The sequence below is a fragment of the Nocardiopsis kunsanensis DSM 44524 genome (genome assembly GCF_000340965.1).
Taxonomy (GTDB): domain Bacteria; phylum Actinomycetota; class Actinomycetes; order Streptosporangiales; family Streptosporangiaceae; genus Nocardiopsis; species Nocardiopsis kunsanensis.
In genome coordinates this window covers 282,460-299,789 of the sequence record NZ_ANAY01000003.1, presented here as the reverse complement: position 1 = coordinate 299,789, position 17,330 = coordinate 282,460, and the positions used below count along the sequence as shown (strand labels likewise).

Annotated in this window: 14 protein-coding genes and 1 pseudogene; 13 read left to right on the top strand and 2 right to left on the bottom strand. The window is 70.0% G+C overall.

Annotation, left to right across the window (positions count from 1 at the left end; genetic code table 11):
• Positions 1 to 375 (top strand): annotated as a pseudogene (locus tag D456_RS26790) (DNA primase); the annotation flags it as partial.
• Positions 376 to 497: 122 nt separating this feature from the next.
• On the opposite strand, the gene D456_RS0103975 reads toward D456_RS26790, so the two are convergent.
• Positions 498 to 1,694, bottom strand: coding sequence for an MFS transporter (locus tag D456_RS0103975; RefSeq protein ID WP_017574862.1), 1,197 nt, complete (start codon positions 1,692 to 1,694; stop codon positions 498 to 500).
• Between the two features lie 271 nt (positions 1,695 to 1,965).
• Between D456_RS0103975 and D456_RS0103970 the strand changes: the two genes are divergently transcribed.
• Both D456_RS0103970 and D456_RS0103965 read left to right on the top strand, forming a co-directional pair.
• Positions 1,966 to 2,559, top strand: a complete 594-nt coding sequence (locus D456_RS0103970; RefSeq protein WP_017574861.1) for a GNAT family N-acetyltransferase — start codon at positions 1,966 to 1,968, stop codon at positions 2,557 to 2,559.
• Positions 2,560 to 2,656: 97 nt separating this feature from the next.
• A complete protein-coding gene (locus tag D456_RS0103965; protein ID WP_017574860.1) occupies positions 2,657 to 3,946 on the top strand; it encodes a phosphoribosyltransferase family protein in 1,290 nt (429 codons plus the stop codon).
• Positions 3,947 to 4,057: 111 nt separating this feature from the next.
• Here D456_RS0103965 and D456_RS0103960 read toward each other — a convergent pair whose 3' ends face one another.
• Positions 4,058 to 4,357, bottom strand: a complete 300-nt coding sequence (locus tag D456_RS0103960) for a WhiB family transcriptional regulator (protein WP_017588640.1) — start codon at positions 4,355 to 4,357, stop codon at positions 4,058 to 4,060.
• A gap of 783 nt (positions 4,358 to 5,140) precedes the next feature.
• Between D456_RS0103960 and D456_RS0103955 the strand changes: the two genes are divergently transcribed.
• The 10 genes from D456_RS0103955 (at position 5,141) to D456_RS0103910 (ending at position 17,270) form a co-directional block, all read left to right on the top strand.
• Positions 5,141 to 5,548: a YccF domain-containing protein gene (locus D456_RS0103955; protein WP_017574859.1), complete on the top strand. Its 408-nt coding sequence runs from the start codon at positions 5,141 to 5,143 to the stop codon at positions 5,546 to 5,548.
• Between the two features lie 122 nt (positions 5,549 to 5,670).
• Positions 5,671 to 6,972: an AI-2E family transporter gene (locus tag D456_RS0103950; RefSeq protein ID WP_230479849.1), complete on the top strand. Its 1,302-nt coding sequence runs from the start codon at positions 5,671 to 5,673 to the stop codon at positions 6,970 to 6,972.
• A gap of 199 nt (positions 6,973 to 7,171) precedes the next feature.
• Positions 7,172 to 8,770: an ABC-F family ATP-binding cassette domain-containing protein gene (locus tag D456_RS0103945; protein WP_017574857.1), complete on the top strand. Its 1,599-nt coding sequence runs from the start codon at positions 7,172 to 7,174 to the stop codon at positions 8,768 to 8,770.
• Between the two features lie 161 nt (positions 8,771 to 8,931).
• Positions 8,932 to 9,138: a helix-turn-helix domain-containing protein gene (locus tag D456_RS0103940; RefSeq protein WP_017574856.1), complete on the top strand. Its 207-nt coding sequence runs from the start codon at positions 8,932 to 8,934 to the stop codon at positions 9,136 to 9,138.
• 82 nt (positions 9,139 to 9,220) lie between these two features.
• Entirely contained in the window at positions 9,221 to 10,057 is an 837-nt protein-coding gene (locus D456_RS0103935; protein ID WP_026115546.1) for an enoyl-CoA hydratase/isomerase family protein, read from the top strand.
• Between the two features lie 327 nt (positions 10,058 to 10,384).
• The gene (locus D456_RS0103930; RefSeq protein WP_017574854.1) at positions 10,385 to 11,908 is read left to right on the top strand and encodes a DEAD/DEAH box helicase; all 1,524 of its coding nucleotides are present in this window, start codon (positions 10,385 to 10,387) and stop codon (positions 11,906 to 11,908) included.
• Positions 11,909 to 12,109: 201 nt separating this feature from the next.
• Positions 12,110 to 13,774 carry an alanine/glycine:cation symporter family protein gene (locus D456_RS0103925; protein ID WP_017574853.1) on the top strand — a complete coding sequence of 555 codons (1,665 nt, stop codon included), beginning with the start codon at positions 12,110 to 12,112 and terminating at the stop codon, positions 13,772 to 13,774.
• A 92-nt stretch (positions 13,775 to 13,866) separates the two neighbouring features.
• Entirely contained in the window at positions 13,867 to 14,934 is a 1,068-nt protein-coding gene (locus D456_RS0103920; protein WP_017574852.1) for a permease, read from the top strand.
• Positions 14,931 to 15,746, top strand: a complete 816-nt coding sequence (locus tag D456_RS0103915; protein ID WP_017574851.1) for a TIGR03943 family putative permease subunit — start codon at positions 14,931 to 14,933, stop codon at positions 15,744 to 15,746. Before D456_RS0103920 ends, D456_RS0103915 begins: the two co-directional genes overlap by 4 nt.
• Before the next feature lie 87 nt (positions 15,747 to 15,833).
• A complete protein-coding gene (locus tag D456_RS0103910; RefSeq protein WP_051049392.1) occupies positions 15,834 to 17,270 on the top strand; it encodes a sensor histidine kinase in 1,437 nt (478 codons plus the stop codon).
• The last annotated feature ends 60 nt before the right edge of the window (positions 17,271 to 17,330 follow it).

Sequence of the window (17,330 nt, the reverse complement as noted above, 5' to 3'; positions counted from 1 at the left end):
CCGGACCCGGATCCCGACCCGGACCCGGATCCCGACCCGGACCCGGATCCCGACCCGGATCCCGACCCGGATCCCGACCCGGACCCCGACCCGGACCCCGACCCCGAGGACCCGCCGGAAGGGCCCGGAGACCCCGGTGACGGCGAAGAGCCGCCCGGTGACGGCAACCAGGTTCCCAACGTCCCCGGCGTGCCCGAGGCTCCGGCCGCGGGCACCGGTGGCGGGAACACCGGTGGCGACGGCGACCAGGGTGGCGAGGAGCTCGCCGCCACCGGCGCCGACATGCAGGGTTTCGTTCTCGGCGGTGCGGTCGTGACGGGTATCGGCGCGTTGGCCCTGTGGGCCGGCTCCCGCCGCCCGGCACCCGTGGAGTAACACCCCACGGCGCCAGTGCGTCCTCGGCGCACGGCGCCACCCGGGCCCCCGGCCGTCGGCTCGCATACCGTCGGCGGTCGGGGGCCCGCCCCGTGTCCGGAGCTTCGGACGGGCACGGCAGCTCAGGGCCGCGGTCGCAGGGCCCCCGCCAACAGGAACGCCCCGGCGCCGGCCGCCGGGATCAGCCAGAGAGCCTGGCCCAGGCCCACCAGGTCGGCGAGCATCCCCACGGCAGGCGGGAAGGCGAGGAGTCCCGCGCGTCCCATCCAGCCCACGACGGTGACCCCGTCCCCGGACCGCACGCCCGGCACGTTCCCGGCGGCCGCCAGGGTCAAGGGGAAGAGTGTGGACACGCCCAGGCCCATCACCCCGAACCCCACCACCGCGGCGACCGGGTGCGACAGGGTCAGGGCCAGGCCCATCCCGGCCGCGGCCAACGAGCCGCCGGCACGTCCCACGGCCACGGTCCCGAAACGGTCGGTGATCCGGTCGCCGAACAGGCGTCCGACCGACATCATCGCCTGGCACGCCACGAACGGCAGTGCCGCGACGAACAGCGAAGCCGACAGCTCCGAGGTCAGGTAGACCGCGCCCCAGGAGGCGGCCGAGTCCTCGATCCCGCCTGCGGCCATCAACAGCAGACCCAGCGCAACCAGCGCGGCCAGGGTGCGTCCCGCCGGGCGTCCTCCGCGGCCGTCGTTGCCACCGGTCTCCCCGGACCGTTCGCTGTCCTCGGGGCCCGGGAGCAGTATCCGGCTCACCAGCAGGTTCACCACGGCCAGGGCGGCGGCGACCCCGCCCAGATGCAGCAGGACCGGTGTGCCCGAACCCGCCATCGCCGCCCCCAGCAGGCCGCCGCCGACGGCGGCCAGACTCCACACGGCGTGGAAGGTGTTGATGATGCTGCGGCGGTACCGCAACTGCACACGCAACCCGTGCGCGTTCTGGGCGGAGTCGGTCCAGGCGTCGGCGCACCCGAGGGAGAACAGGGTGGCGGCCAGCATCCACCACTCCTGGGCCAGCGCCACCAGTGGAAGCGCTCCCAACGAAAGCAGGCTGCTGACCACTGCCGTGCGTCCGCTGCCGAACCAGCGGATGAAGGGACCGGCCAGCATCCCGGTCAGGACCGCTCCGGTGGGCATCGCGGCGAGTGCCAGACCCAGGTCCGCGTTGCTCAGCTCCAGACGCTCCTTGAGCACGGGCAGCCAGGGGACCACGTTGGTGTAGGTGAAACCGTTGACGAAGAAGAGGGCCGAGACGGCCAGGCGGGCCCGGCGCGCCTCCCGAGGGGCGGGCGTGCGGGCGGGTGAGAGGGACAAACTGCGTCTCCAGTGGTGTGTGTCCGTGTGCGGGATCGTCACTGGTCCCATGATCGGATACCCGGGGTTTGATCGATCGTCTGCGGGGGAGTTCCGGGCGTTCCGGTGGGGAAGGAAGTCACATCACACACTCAGTGAGCCGACCGCCCCAGCCCCACTCCGGGCCCTGTCCCAGCCTGCCCGGCCCAGCCGACCCCTGCGGTACACGCCCCTGCCCGCAGACCCCCGCCGGAACCGTCCCCGCGGTCTCCGGTCGCAACGGGAAGGTTCCATGATCAACACGAGCGCACTGCGAAAGACCCCCACCCTCATAGGCAAGAGCGTGCGCCTGGTCCCCCTCTCACCCGAGCACGCCGAGGACTACTTCGCGTCCGGTCTGGACGCCGAGATCCGCCGCCTCACCGGGACCCACCGCCACCGCACCTACACCCAGGCCCAGGACTGGTGCGCGAGCCGGGGCGAGGACGAGGAGAGGCTCGACCTGGCCATCACCTCGGCCACGGACGGCCGCTACATCGGAGACCTCTCCCTCTACGAGGTCGAACCGGAGAACGAGACCGCGGGCTACCGCATCGCGCTCTCGGCTCTGGAGTTCACCGGACGCGGCCTGGGGCGCGAGGCCACCGAACTGGTGCTGGAACACGCCTTCGAACGGATCGGACTGCACCGCGTCTGGTTGCACGTGTACGCCTTCAACATGCGTGCGATCGCGGTCTACCGCTCCTGCGGTTTCGTCGTGGAGGGACGCCTGCGTGAGGCCCTGCTGTGGCAGGGACGCCGACACGACGCCCTCCTCATGGGAATCCTGCGCCACACCGCTTCGCCCGGACGGGTCCCCGGTTCTTTCTCCGCCCCGGGGTTGTGAATGCGCTTTGCGGGGGTATGCCCGTAGCACTTTTCCAGCGGTCCGAGCGTCGACGAGAGGAGCGGTGCCCGCACGTACGCAGGCACCGGAGGTGGATATGAATCCGGTACCCGTCTCGCTTCCCTTCACAGATCGCACCGAGGCCGGGCGCCGACTGGCCGAACGGGTGCGTCCCCTGGTCGTGGACGACCCCGTTGTACTGGCACTCCCCAGGGGCGGGGTCCCGGTCGGCGCCGAACTCGCACACGGACTCGGCCTCGACTTCGACGTGCTCATGGTGCGCAGGATCGGTCTGCCCGGTCGGCCCGAGGCCGGCTTGGGGGCCGTCGCCGAGGACGGCCATGTCTTCTACGACGACCGGGCTCTGGCGCGTATGCACGTGCCCCGGCAGGCCCTGGAGCGCACGGTCGAGAACGAACGCGCCGAACTGGCCCGTCGAACCACCGTCTACCGGGGCGAGCGCGCCCTGCCCTCGGTGGCCGGCCGCGACTGTGTGGTCGTCGACGACGGTGTGGCCACCGGCGGAACGGCGCGAGCGGCCCTGCGCATGCTGCGCGCCCAGGCCCCGTCCCGACTGATCCTGGCTGTCCCGGTGGCCTCGCCCGAGGCAGTGGAGGTGCTGGGTCCGGAGGTCGACGAACTGGTCGTGCTGAGCGTCCCGGACAATTTCTGTGCCGTGGGGGACTGGTACCGCGACTTCGGCCGGCTCTCCGACGGCCACGTCACCGCGATCCTGAGTGAGCACCTCCGTGCGCGCGGGGGCCAGGAGTCGGTCCGCGGGGTGCGGGTTCGTGCCGGGCAGGAACACCTGGACGGCGAACTCACGGTGCCCACGCCGCTGCGCGGTGCCGTGGTCATGGCCCTGGGCGAGGACAGTGCCGACCCGCGGTGGAAAGCGGTGACGGCGTTCCTGCGCCGGGCAGGGTACGCGACGCTGTCCCTGGACCTGTTGACCGAACAGGAGCGGGCGGAAGGCGGGGTCGGGGCCGACGCGCTCGGCGAACGGCTCAGTGCCGCGGTGGCCTGGTTGCGCCGCTCCACCGACACGGCCGAGAGCCCCTTGGGGGTGCTGGGTTCGGGGCCGGCGGCACCGGTGGCGCTGGTCACCGCGGCCGCGCGGTCGGGGGACGTGGGTGCGGTCGTGGTGCACGGCGGACGCATCGACCGGGCCGAGGACAGCCTGGGCGGGGTGCGTGCGCCCGTGCTGGTGTTGTTGGAGAGCCGGGACTCCTTCGTGCGGGAGATCGGGGAATGGGCGCGGGGCCGGTTGGGCGGTCCGAGCGATCTCACCGTCCTGGCGGGCACGGACGAACTGCTGCGCGGCGCGTGGGACTGGCGCCGGGTGGCCGCGGAGGCCGTGTCCTGGTTCGAACGCCATCTGGGCTGAAGGGGCCGGGCATGAAAGAACCCGCGGCGCCGCCGACGTGGATGTGTCGGGGCGCCACGGGTTCATTCGGGGCCGGGGCCACCGGGGAGGTCTGTGTCTACCGACGATGAGCTAGGCAGCGTTGGCGCGGCGCATGCGGCGGCGGCGCTCGGAAGCGCGCTCGTCCTCGTTGAGGCCGCCCCAGGTGCCGTACTTCTCTGGACGCGAGATCGCGTAGTCCAGGCAGTCGGTCCGAACCGGGCAGGCCGCGCAGATCTCCTTGGCCTTGCGCTCCCGGATCTCCCGCTCGGGCTGGCGTTCGCCGTCGGGTCCGAAGAAGAGCACAAGGTCCTCGCCCCGGCACGCGGCGGCATCCTGCCACCCCCAGCTCGGGCGGGGGCGCAGTGCGGCCTGCCGACGTACCTGAGACATGCTTGAACCACCTCTACTGAAATCACTAGTAAGCTGTCGAAAAAGCTTCAGTCACCAAAAGTTCGTCATGCGACGTGAGCTCACTCCGCACGACGCAAACGCCGGGCGATGCGAACGATGTTCCCCGATGTGGTTGAGACCACGAGAAGCACAGACCTGAGCGGCAGTGAATCCGAAGGGCGGAGTGCTCTCACGCGAAGGCGGCGGAGGCGGTGACGAGCCTCCGTCCGAGCCGGTACGTAATCATGCCATCCCCACTCCCGCTCGTGCACGGGGGGTAGGGAAATTACTCATACAACCGTTACCGAAACCTGACGCCTTGCGGCTGATCTCTGGTTGTTTGTGTGAGTTTGTCCAATATCGCGGGAGTGGACCCCTCGAGAAGGACACCGCACATCGTATGGCGCGATGTCCCGCCTGCCTAGGGCCCCTTGCTGATACGCCGATCACATTACGGTCCCAATGCTCGGTCAAGTTTGGGTATGGCCGTATGTCCTCACGCAGAGCAGCCGGTGTCGGCGCCGGCGGGAACGCGGACGCCGGCCACCGGTGTCCTGGAAGAGCGCTGACAGCAGCCCTGTACGGCCACGGGAGAACCGCCGCCCCGAGTACCGCCACCCCGCCGGTCCTCTGTGGCAAGGGCCGGGGACGCGGCGCGGAACAGGTCGTGGCACCGCCGCGTCACAGACGGTAGAAACGCACGAGTACGGCATGCTCCGCAGGTTCCGTGCCGCACCCGTCCGCCGCCCCCTCTGCGGGGCCCGAAGAAGGAGACAAGACACCGTGGCCCTCTTGCGGCTCGTCCTCAACATCATCTGGATCTTCGTCGCCGGCTTCTGGCTGGCGGTCGGCTACGTCTTCGCCGGCCTCATCTGCTGCGTGCTCATCGTGACGATCCCTTTCGGAGTCGCCTCCTTCCGCATGGCCAGCTACGCCATCTGGCCCTTCGGCCGCGACCTCGTACGCCGGGAGAGCCCCAGCGGCATCAGCACGGTCGGCAACGTCATCTGGGTGATCGTGGCCGGTTGGTGGCTGACCATCGGTCACATCGCCACCGCCCTGGGCCTGGCGGTCACCATCATCGGTATCCCCATGGCCTGGGCCTCGCTCAAGATGATCCCGGTCGCCCTCGCCCCCTTCGGCAACGAGATCGTCAGTTCCGGCGACCCCCGGGAACCCTGGCAGTTCTGAGACCGTTGACCCTTCGCCGGATCGGGCAGAACCGGACCTGAACTCTACGCATCCCCCTCCACAACACACACCGCCGCTCCCTCCGGCGGCCCCCGCGTGAATGAGCAGAGAATGGAGTCCATGTGCAAGCCCAGCGGCCTGGAGTGTGGGCGCTCCTGAAGAAGTGGTTGGAAGCGCGCAGAGCCAGAGCCGAGCGCCGCAAGCAGCTGGAGGCCGAGGAGGCCGTCAACGCCCAGGCGGAGGCCAGGAAGGCCGTGGCCGAGACCGAGGCGGAGGACGACGTCGGTGCGGAGGACCTGCTCCGGAGCATCAGCGACGCCTCCTGGCGTGTGCTGATCATCGGTGTGGTCATCGGCCTGCTGCTGTACGGGCTCGCCTACATCTGGGTCGTCACCCTCCCGGTGATCATCGCGGTCTTCATCACCGCGCTGCTGATGCCCCTCGTACTCTTCCTGCGCCGTAAGGGGCTCGGCCGCGGACTGTCGACGACCCTGGCCATGGTCACCGCGCTGGTGGTCCTCAGCGGTGTCGTCTCGCTGATCGTCACCCCCGCCATGCAGGGGTTCGGCGGGCTCGTCGCCAGCGTCTCCAGTGCCGTCAACGAACTCCGTGATCTCCAAGTGCCCTTCGGCCTCGACCCGAGGCTGTTCACCGAACTGATCGACCAGGCCTGGGTACAGATCCAGAGCACGGTCATCGACAACCAGAGCCAGTTGGTGAGCGGGGCGCTCACGGCGGGTTCGGCCGTGGTCCAGGTGCTCATCGGACTCATCCTGGCCATCGTGCTGACCGTCTACTTCCTGCACGCCGGCGACAAGCTGATGGACTGGTTCACCACGCTGCTTCCCCCCAAGTCCCGCCCGGGGCTGCGCCACGCGGGCAAGGTGGCCTACGACGTCATGGGCCGCTACGTGCGCGGTGTGGCGATGGTCGGCCTGTTCGACGCCTTCTTCATCGGCATCGTGCTGCTCATCGTCCTGGAACCGAGCCTGGCCATCCCTCTGATCGTACTGACCTTCGTCGGCGCGTTCCTACCGGTGATCGGTGCCTTCGCCACGGGCATCCTCGCCGCTCTGGTCACCTTCGTCGCCGAGGGGTGGGTCGCCGCACTGGTCGTCACCATCGGCGTCATCGTGGTGCAGCAGTTGGAGAGCAACCTGTTCGCGCCCCGTATCTACGGCCAAGCGCTGGAGCTGCCGTCCGCGGTCGTGCTGCTGGCCATCTCCATCGGTGCCATCGTCGGCAACGTCCCCGGGATGTTCCTGGCCACACCGATCGCCGCTGTCGTCGCGGCGCTCCTGAGGAACCGGTCCTCCGGCAGAACGGACCCCCACGAGGAGGAGCGGGCCACTGTGGAGGACGGATCCGGTGCGACGGCCGCGGCCCGGTCCGGGCCGGCAGAGCGGGGAACTGCGGGGACCTGAGCTCCGGCCCCTGCGCAACGCAGGGAATGAGTCGGCCTCCGTGCTCGTTGGCCGCGGGTGCGGGGCCGAAGCATGGCCGAGACCCTATCCGGGCCCCATCCGTCTGCGGTTAGGCTGGGCGGGTTGCCCAGATCCCACCCCTGGGACCGCTCGGGCCACCGCACGTGTCCACCACCCCATCGCCGAGGAAGCTCCACCCATGTTGATCGCCACCGACCTCGAACTGCGCGTCGGACCCCGTCTCCTGTTGGAGCCGACTTCCTTCCGGGTCGCCGCCGGGGACAAGATCGGTCTGGTGGGGCGCAACGGTGCGGGCAAGACCACCCTGACCCGCATCCTGGCGGGGGAGGGCCAACCCACCGACGGTACCGTCACCTCCTCCGGAAGCATCGGTTACCTGCCTCAGGACCCGCGCACCGGCGACCTCGACGTCCTCGCCCGGGACCGTATCCTCTCCGCCCGAGGCATCGACGAGGCCTTCCGCGGCCTGCGTGAGGCCGAGAAGAAGATGGCCAGCGACCACGAGAAGACGCGCAGCAAAGGTGTGCGCCAGTACGCCCGTTGGGATGAGCGCCTCCACGTGCTGGGCGGATACGCGGCCGAGTCCGAGGCCGCGGCGATCGCCTCCAGCCTGGGGCTTCCCGACCAGGTCCTGGGCCAGCCCCTGCGTACCCTCTCGGGCGGACAGCGCCGACGTATCGAGCTCGCCCGCATCCTGTTCAGTGACGCCGACACCCTGCTGCTGGACGAGCCCACCAACCACCTGGACGCCGACTCCATCGCCTGGCTGCGCGACTTCCTCAAGAACCACCAGGGCGGGCTCGTCGTCATCAGCCACGACGTCGAACTCGTCGAGGACGTGGTCAACCGCGTCTTCTACCTGGATGCCAACCGCTCCACCATCGACGTCTACAACATGGGCTGGCGCCAGTACCAGGTCCAGCGCGAGGCCGACGAGAAGCGCCGCCGCCGTGAGCTCTCCAACGCCGAGAAGCAGGCCGAGACGCTGCGCAAGCAGGCCGACAAGTTCCGCGCCAAGGCCACCAAGGCCCGCGCCGCCCAGCAGATGATCAACCGGGCCGACAAGCTCATGGACGGGGTCCAGGGCGTGCGCAAGGTCGACAAGGTAGCCAAACTGCGTTTCCCCGACCCCGCGCCCAGCGGGCGCACACCGCTGTCCGCCGAAGGGCTGTCCAAGTCCTACGGGTCCCTGGAGATCTTCACCGGTGTCGACCTGGCCATCGACCGGGGCAGCCGTGTGGTGATCCTCGGACTCAACGGTGCGGGCAAGACGACCCTGCTGCGCCTGCTCGGCAGCATCGAGCAGCCCGACACCGGCCGGATCCTGCCCGGACACGGACTCAAACTCGGCTACTACGCCCAGGAGCACGAGACTCTCGACGTCAACCTCAGCGTGCTCGAGAACATGATGAGCGCCGCTCCCGACCTGCCCGACGTCGAGGCCCGGCGCACGCTCGGATCGTTCCTGTTCAGCGGGGACGACGTCGACAAGCCGGCCGGGGTGCTCTCCGGTGGTGAGAAGACCCGTCTGGCCCTGGCCACCCTCGTGGTCTCCAGCGCCAACGTGCTGCTGCTGGACGAGCCCACCAACAACCTCGACCCGGCCAGCCGGGAGGAGATCCTCAACGCGTTGCGCAACTACAAGGGCGCGATCGTACTGGTCACACACGACGAAGGCGCGGTCGAGGCACTCCAGCCGGAACGGGTCATCATGTTGCCCGACGGCGTCGAGGACATGTGGACCTCCGAGTTCAACGAACTCATCGCCCTGGCCTGAGGCGGTACGGGCCACCCGGTGGCCGCGGTGCGACCGTCCCCACAGGCCGGTCGCCGCCCCCGCTCCTGCGCCCGCCACTGTCCCGGCGCGGCGGGAGGAGCCTGTTCCCGGCCCCGGCGAAGATCTAGGCTGGTGCTCTCCGGCAGAAGGGATGAGGGTTCGTGGACGAGGTTCCCAGGAGGGGCACGCCGGTCTCGGCCGACGGCGACGACGAACTGGCCGCCGAGCTCCGGCGCCGCTACGACGCGGGTGAGAGCATCCGTTCGCTGTGCGCGGCCACCGGCCGTTCCTACGGGTACGTGCGCCGGCGCCTGAAGGGCTCCGGGGCCGAGCTGCGCGGCCGCGGCGGCGACACACGCACCGCCTGACCCGCCAGGTCCGGGTGCGTCGCACCACCCCAAGTTACTGGAGAGTATGGTCGTGGTTCCCGACCGAAACGACGGAGGAACCATGGCACAGGACCCCAACGCGCACGAGTCCCTGCCCACCGAGGAGGAGCTCGGCCGGGCCGGGCTCGAGCTCACCATCGACGGGCGTGTGGCCCACCTGACCATCAGCCGCCCCGAGCGGCGCAACGCCATGACCGGACGTACCTGGACCACCATGGCGCGCATCGGCAGTGCCCTGCCCGAGGAGGTGCGCGTGGTGGTCCTGTCCGGCAAGGGCGACATCTTCTCCGCCGGGATCGACCTCAACATGTTCACCCCCGAGGGTGTGGACGGCGAGCGCTCGATCGTGGCCGGCCTGGCCGACGGATCGGCCGACGAGGAGGACCTGGACTCCTACATCGCGGAGCTGCAGGCCGGCTTCACCTGGCTGCGCCGCCCCGACCTGGTCACCGTCGCCGCCGTGCGCGGCCACGCCATCGGTGCCGGGTTCCAACTCGCCCTCTCCTGCGACCTGCGCGTCCTCGCCGACGACGCCAAGTTCTGCATGAAGGAGCCCGCCCTGGGGCTGGTCCCCGACCTGACCGGCACCAAGCCGCTGGTCGACATCGTCGGTGTGCACCGCGCCACCGAGATCTGCCTGACCGCACGCCGGGTCGAGGCGGAGGAGGCCCGCGAACTCGGCCTGGCCACCCTCGTGGTGCCCTCCGACGAGCTCGACGGTGCGGTCTCCGACGCCGTCACCGCACTCCTGGAGCTCGACCCCGGCGCGGCCACCGCCACCAAGGCGCTCCTGCAGGCCGCCCCCGGGAACAGCCTCGAGGAGCAGGCGGCAGCCGAGCGCCGCGCCCAGATCGGCCGGCTCACCGTCCTCGCCCAGAGCACGGCCGGCCGCTCCTGAGAAGTCCCGGAGCGGGCGGGGAGACCCGTATCACCGGGAAAAAAGCCCGCTCCGTCCCCGCCCCCGAGGGATCTCTAGTAAGCTGCTGAAGGCGGTCGTTCGAAAGCCGTGCGCATCCGAGCGCGCCAGGCCGTCCAGACGCGGAAAGACGCGTTGCCGATGAATCCGGCGCCGCGCTTGTCACCCCGAGTGAGCACAGAGCCCCGTGACGGGGTCCGGTTCCGCGTGCGATTAAGGCGCGTTTGTGTGATTTCTTCGCCGAGGCCGCCCGGCCTGCGCGAAGCCTTCCTCGAAACGCCGCCACACTATGAGGAAGGTAAACGTCACTTGACGGACACTGCCGTAGAGCCTGCGTTCGACAACCTCGGTCTTCCGGACAAGATCGTCGAAGCGTTGGCCAAGAACGGTGTGACCACCCCGTTCCCGATCCAGGCCGCGACCATCCCCGACGCCATCGAAGGGGTCGACGTTCTCGGTTGCGGCCGTACCGGTTCGGGCAAGACCCTGGCCTTCGGCCTGCCGGTCCTGATGCGTACCGCCGAGCGCCGCGCCGCCAGCACCCGCCCCCGGGCCCTGATCCTGGTTCCCACCCGCGAGCTCGCCCACCAGGGCCGCGACGCCCTGCGTGAGTACGCCCGCGTTCTCGGCGTGCGTGTGGGCGACGTCGTCGGAGGCAGCTCCTACACCCGCCAGATCAACGAACTGCGCCGTGGCGTCGAGGTCCTCGTCGCCACCCCCGGCCGTCTCACCGACCTCATCGAGCAGGGCGCCTGCGACCTGAGCGATGTGGAGATCTCGGTCCTGGACGAGGCCGACCAGATGTGCGACATGGGCTTCATGCCGCAGGTCAGCGAGCTCCTGGACCAGGTCGGCCCCGGCGGCCAGACCCTGCTGTTCTCCGCCACGCTCGACGGCGACGTCGACAAGCTGGTGCGCAAGTACATGAACAACCCGCGCACGCACTCGGTCGACCCGCCCGTCTCGCAGGTCACGACCATGGAGCACCACCTGCTCAAGGTCCTGCCGCGCGACAAGAACAAGATCGTCTCGCAGATCGCCGCGCGCGAGGGGCGCACCATCCTGTTCGTGCGGTCCAAGTACCGTGCCGACACCATCAGCGAGCAGCTCGTCCAGCTCGGTGTCCCGTGCGCTTCCCTGCACGGCGGCAAGACCCAGAGCGTGCGCACCCGCACCCTCGCCAAGTTCCGCGAGGGCCGCATCCAGGCCCTGGTCGCCACCGACGTCGCCGCCCGCGGTATCCACGTCGACGGCATCGACATGGTGGTCAACGTCGACCTGCCCACCGGCCACAAGGACTACCTGCACCGCGGAGGCCGCACCGCCCGCGCCGGTTCTTCCGGTTCGGTGGTCTCCCTGGTCCAGCCCAACCAGCGCCGCATGGCCCGCCGCCTCATCAACGAGGCCGGCGTCGAGGCCAAGCAGCACCTGGTCAACCCGGGAGATGAACTGCTCAGCACTGTGACCGGTGCTCAGGAGCCCTCCGGTGAGCCCTGGGTCGAGCCGCCCGAGCCCGAGCGTCCCCGCCGTGGGCGCGGCCGTGGCGGACCGCGCCGTGGCGGCGGCTACCGCGGCGGCGGCCGCAGCGGTGGTTACCGGGGCGGCAAACGCGGTGGCTACCGGGGCGACCGCGACGGCGGCCCCCGGGGCGGACACCGGGACGACCGCCGTGAGGGCGGTTACCGGGGCGACCGCGACGGCGGCCCCCGCAACGAGGGCGGCCCGCGCGGCGAGCGCCGCGGCGGCTACCGGGGCGACCGCAGGAACGACCGCCGCGGGGACAACCGCAGCGGCTACCGCGGTGACCACAGCGGATCCGCGTCGCAGCGTTAGGCGCGACTCAGCAGCAGCACCGAAGGGGTCCGTCCCGGCCAGGAGCCGGGGCGGGCCCCTTCGGCCTTTTCCCAGCGGTGTTTTGCGCTCCTTTACCGTGCATTCGCGTGTTCGAGTCCGAATCGAGGGGCCCGGGCGTGGACAGTTGCGGGAAACCCCGATTCCCGCATTCGGGACCGCACGCCACCTGAAGGGGAAAGCGTGAACGTCCTCAACGACCTGCTCGTGGGCCTCAACGACCTGTTCTGGAGCTTCCTGGTCATCCCGCTCCTGGTCGTTCTGGCCCTCTACTTCACCGTGCGCAGCGGTTTCGTCCAACTCCGGCTGCTCCCGGAGATGTTCCGTGTCCTGAGCGGCAGCCCCGGGGTGGCCCCCGACGGAGGGCGGGAGATCTCCTCCTTCCAGGCCTTCGCGATCTCGGCCGCCTCCCGGGTGGGTACCGGCAACATCATCGGCGTCTCCCTGGCCATCATCCTGGGCGGGCCCGGCGCGGTGTTCTGGATGTGGCTCATGGCCGCGCTGTTGGGCGCTGCCGCTTTCGTGGAGTCGACTCTCGCCCAGCTCTACAAGGTGCGTACCCACACCGGTTTCCGCGGCGGACCGGCCTACTACATCCTCCACGGCTTCGGCCGCCGATGGACGGGGGTGCTCTTCGCCGTCCTGATCACCCTCACCTTCAGCATCGTCTTCAGCTCCGTGCAGGCCCACGGCGTGGCCGGGGCGATCACGACCTCCGTGGAGGAGAGCGGGGGAACCGGGGGTTTTTGGATCGACGCGCTCGTAGGGGTCGTGCTGGCCCTGCTGACCGCCGCGGTCGTCTTCGGCGGCGTACGCCGTGTCGCCACGGTCGCCCAGGGGCTGGTGCCCCTCATGGCAGGCCTCTACCTCCTGCTCGGGCTGGCCGTGGTCGCCCTCAACATCGACCAGGTCCCGCGGGTGCTGGGTGACATCCTCGGCCACGCGTTCGGGGTCCGCGAGCTCGCCGCCGGCGGTGCGGGCACCGCGCTCGTGCAGGGCATGCGCCGCGGGATGTTCTCCAACGAGGGAGGCCTGGGCTCGGCCCCCAACGCCGCCGCCACCGCCTCGGTCTCCCATCCGGCCAAGCAGGGGCTGGTGCAGTCCCTGGGGGTCTACTTCGACACCTGGCTGGTCTGTTCGGTCACCGCGTTCGTCGTGCTCATCAACGGTTCGGTCTACGACCCGGGCGCCCACCAGGCTGTGGCGGTCGTGCAGGAGGGGCTGGAGGGCTCGCTGGGCGGCTGGTCCCTGCATGCGCTGACCGTGATCATGTTCCTGCTGGCCTGGACCTCGGTCCTGGGCAACTACTACTACGGTGAGTCCAATCTGCAGTTCCTCGATGCCGAGCAGCACCACATGACCTATTTCAGGTACGCGGTCCTGGCGTCGGTCTTCATCGGCTGCGTGGCCCCACTGACCGTGATCTGGAGCATGGCCGACATCTCCATGGGCGTGATGGCCGTCCTCAACCTGATCGCCCTGGCCCTGCTGTCGCCGGTCGCCTTCCGTCTGCTGGCCGACTACAGCCGCCAACTGAGGTACGGGCTCGACCCGCAGTTCACCCTCGCCAAGATGCCGGACCTGGAGAACGTCACCGCTTGGGGGCCGGCCCACGGGCACCTGCCCGAGGACGTCGACCGGACCGAGGGCCCGGCCCCCTCCGACCCGGCATCAGAGACCGACGGGCGCGACTGGCGGGCCGACGGCGCCGAGGTCGAGAGCGGGAAGGACGGTGCCGAGGGGGTGTCCTCGGAGGGCACCCCCGCCGACGGTATCGGGGACCCCGAGGGGAACGGGCAGGAGGAGAACCCCGGCCGGGGCGGCGAGGAGGACCCAGGGCCCCGCTGAGGCCGTCCACAGGTGGCCCGTTCGGTGCGCAAGCGAAAATCGTTTTCGGTACTATGCGTGGAGTTCCTGAACCACCCCCACGGAGACCCGCTGTGTCCGAACGGCTCTCAGACGAGACCACCCCCGGCTCAGCCCTGGGCGACAGTATCGCCCAGGGCTGGAGCGATCGGGACGAGCTGCCCCCGGCGGACTGGGGGCGCAGTACCAGCAGCCGCAGGACCGGCACCGTCTGGTTGTTCGCGCTCCTGATCACCGCGATGGCCGCCGGCCATGCCTGGCTCACCGACGAGCTCACCGACCAGGCCTTCCTCGCCTGGGCCACCGTCTTCACCGCGATCGCCTTCCAGGCCCTTCCGTTCCTGGTCTTCGGGGTGGCCCTGTCGGCCGCGCTCACCGCTTTCGTGCCGGCCTCGGCCTACCGCAGGTTCATCCCGCAGAACGCCGCACGGGCCGTGCCCGTCGCGGGTGTGTCCGGGGCCCTGCTGCCCGGGTGCGAGTGCGCGTCCGTGCCCATCGCCGGGAGCCTCATCAAACGCGAGGTCGCACCCGCGGCGGCCCTGACCTTCCTGCTGGCCGCGCCCTCCATCAACCCCGTCGTCATGATCGCCACGGCCGTGGCCTTCGCCGGGCAACCCGAGATGGTGCTGGCCCGATTCGCGGCCGGGCTGTCGGCCTCGGTCGTCATCGGCTGGATCTGGGTCAGGTTCGGCCGCGCGGACTGGCTGCGCCTGCCCACCCGCACCCATACACCCGGCGCCTCCCGAGGCCGGATCTTCCGCGAGTCGATGCTGCACGACATCATGCACGCCGGCGGCTACCTCGTCGTGGGGGCCCTGGCCGCGGCCACCCTCAACGTCATGGTGCCGCGCTCGTGGCTGCTGACCGTGGCCGATGCGCCCGTCGTCTCGGTACTGGTCCTGGCGGTACTGGCGATCCTGCTGTCGATCTGTTCGGAGGCCGACGCCTTCGTGGCGGTCAGCCTCACCGACTTCTCTCCCACGGCCAAGCTCGCCTTCATGGTGATCGGCCCCATCGTCGACCTCAAACTCATCGCCATGCAGGCCGGTGTCTTCGGTTGGCGGTTCGTGGCCCGATTCGCCCCGCTCTGCCTCGCCGTCGGGCTGGTCTGCACGTTCCTGATCGGAGGGCTCCTGCTGTGAACCGCATCGCCCAAGGGCTCACCCTCGTCCTGCTCGGCGCGGCCGCCCTCACCGCGACGGTGCCCACCGACCTCTACCTCAACTGGGTCAAGGCGGGCTTCGGGCCTTTCCTCATCGCCGCCGGAGCGGTCACCGTGCTCCTCGGCGTCCTGGTCGTCGTTGCCGAGTTGCGGGGAGAGAGTCAGGACACGGCCCCCGAGCACCGCACCAGTGCCCCCGAGCACCACACCAGTGCCCGTGACCACGACCGTGCGGTGGCCGCCGAGTACGGCGACGGCGGCCACGGCCACGACCACTCCGGCGCCCCCGGGGTCGCCTGGCTCCTCCTGCTCCCGGTCGCCGCCGTCTTCGTCCTCACCCCGCCCGCGTTGGGCTCCTACACCGTGGAGTCCACCGGGGGTTCCGCCGGCCCTCCCCCCGAGGAGACCGTCTCCGGGGGTTTCGAGGACGCCCTGGCTGAGGCCGGTCCCGGGGAGACCGCACAGATGGCCGTGCAGGAGTTCGTCATGCGGGCCTGGACCGACGAGGACCGGCAGATGGCCGGTCGCGAGATCGAGCTCACCGGCTTCGCCGTCCCCGACGAGGAGGGCAGCTGGTACCTGGTGCGCTTGCAGATGGCCTGCTGTGCGGCCGATGCCGTGGTCAACCGTGTCGAGGTCGTCGACGACGGGCCGGTTCCCGAAGCCGACACCTGGTGGACCGTACGCGGTACCTGGGACGAGCCCGAGGGCGAGCTGACCGACGTCAGCGAGCACCGGTTCCTGGCGCAGGAACGCGAGGAGGTCGCTGATCCGCCCGACCCCTACGAATGACTCCGGTGACGGATCCTCTTCTCTGCACAGCCCGCCACACCGCGGTATGTTCGCCGCATCATCGTCGCTCTGAGTGACAATGGGCGAGTGTCACAGGGAAGCGAGCGTATCGGCCGGGTGTTGGAGCGGCTGCGCCCACGGTCGATCCGCGCACGGGTCACTGCCGGCTCCGTGTTGACGTTCTTCCTGTTCATGGTGGCTCTTCTGGTGTTCAGCTCGATGGTGATCCGCGACTTGGACCGGCTCCGGAACACCGGACGCGTCGATGCCGTCGCCCGCGAGGTCGCTGCACATGTGGAGACCCAGCGTTACGAAGGACCGATCCCGTCCACCGAACCGATCGTGCGCCTGCAGGTCGTGGACCGCGACAGCGGTGAGGTACTTGCCGCCAGCGACACCCTGCGCGGCCTGCCGGCGGTGACCACGGAGGAGCCCACCGGGGAGCCCACCGGCGACGCCGAGTACCCCCGCCTCTCCGAGACCGTGTGCACCGAGCTCACCGGTGTGCGGGAGGGGGACTGTTTCCGCGTCGTCGGGTACGCCGTCGACGACTCGGCCTACGGTGACGTCACGGTCCTGGCCGCCTCGCGCACCACCGGGTTCTTTTCCACCAACGTCCTGGAGTTCGTGCTTGTCGGCGTCTCGCTCCTCCTGACCGTCGGCACCGGTGCCGTGCTCTGGTACGGAGTGGGACGGGCCCTGCGGCCGGTGCGCAACATCAGCTCGGAGATGGAGCACATCACCGCCAGCGACCTGCACCGCAGACTCCCCGTGCCCGACAGTGACGACGAGATCGCCGAACTGGCGCGTACCGCGAACGAGAGCCTGGAGCGTTTGGAGGACTCGGTCACCCGCCAGCGCCGTTTCGTCTCCGACGCCTCCCACGAACTGCGCAGCCCCATCACCGGTATGCGCACCAAGCTCGAGGTGGAGCTCTCCGACCCCGAACCCGACGCGCGCGCTCGGGAACGCCTGCTCACCGGCCTGCTCTCGGACACCGAGCGCCTCGAGAACATCGTCTTCGATCTGCTCGAACTGGCCCGGGTGGAGACCGGCGCATCGGCTTCGCGTGAACGTGTGGACCTGACCGAACTGATCACCACCGAATTCTCCGACCACCGCCGGTACCCGGGGCTGCGCACCCACACCTCGGAGCCCGTCCGTGCCGAGGTCAACCGTCTGAGGATGGTGCGGGTGCTCACCAACCTGGTCACCAACGCCGAACGCCACGCGCGGGGCCGTATCGATCTCTACGTCGGGCGGGAGGGGGACAGCGCCGTGGTGGAGGTGCACGACGACGGCTCGGGCGTGCCCGAGCAGGACCGCGAGCGTGTCTTCGAACGTTTCGCCCGCTTGTCGGAGTCCAAGGAGCTGGACCCCGGCGGCAGCGGGCTGGGGCTGCCCATCTCCCGGGAGATCGTGCGGGTCCACGGTGGCACCCTCACGGCGGGACACAGCGAGTTGCTGGGAGGCGCGCTCTTCACCGTCCGCTTGCCCCTGGCCTCACCGGAGAACGGGAAGTGAGCGGTGCGGAACTGCTTCCCCGGGGTCGGGGAGGGAGCGAGGGCCGGCACCGCAGGACGT

What these genes read in the sequence shown, in the direction of transcription:
- D456_RS0103970 (WP_017574861.1), top strand. Translation starts at nt 1,966, where the DNA reads ATGATCAACACGAGCGCACTGCGAAAGACCCCCACCCTCATAGGCAAG.
- D456_RS0103965 (WP_017574860.1), top strand. Translation starts at nt 2,657, where the DNA reads ATGAATCCGGTACCCGTCTCGCTTCCCTTCACAGATCGCACCGAGGCC.
- D456_RS0103960 (WP_017588640.1), bottom strand. Translation starts at nt 4,357, where the DNA reads ATGTCTCAGGTACGTCGGCAGGCCGCACTGCGCCCCCGCCCGAGCTGG.
- D456_RS0103945 (WP_017574857.1), top strand. Translation starts at nt 7,172, where the DNA reads ATGTTGATCGCCACCGACCTCGAACTGCGCGTCGGACCCCGTCTCCTG.
- D456_RS0103935 (WP_026115546.1), top strand. Translation starts at nt 9,221, where the DNA reads ATGGCACAGGACCCCAACGCGCACGAGTCCCTGCCCACCGAGGAGGAG.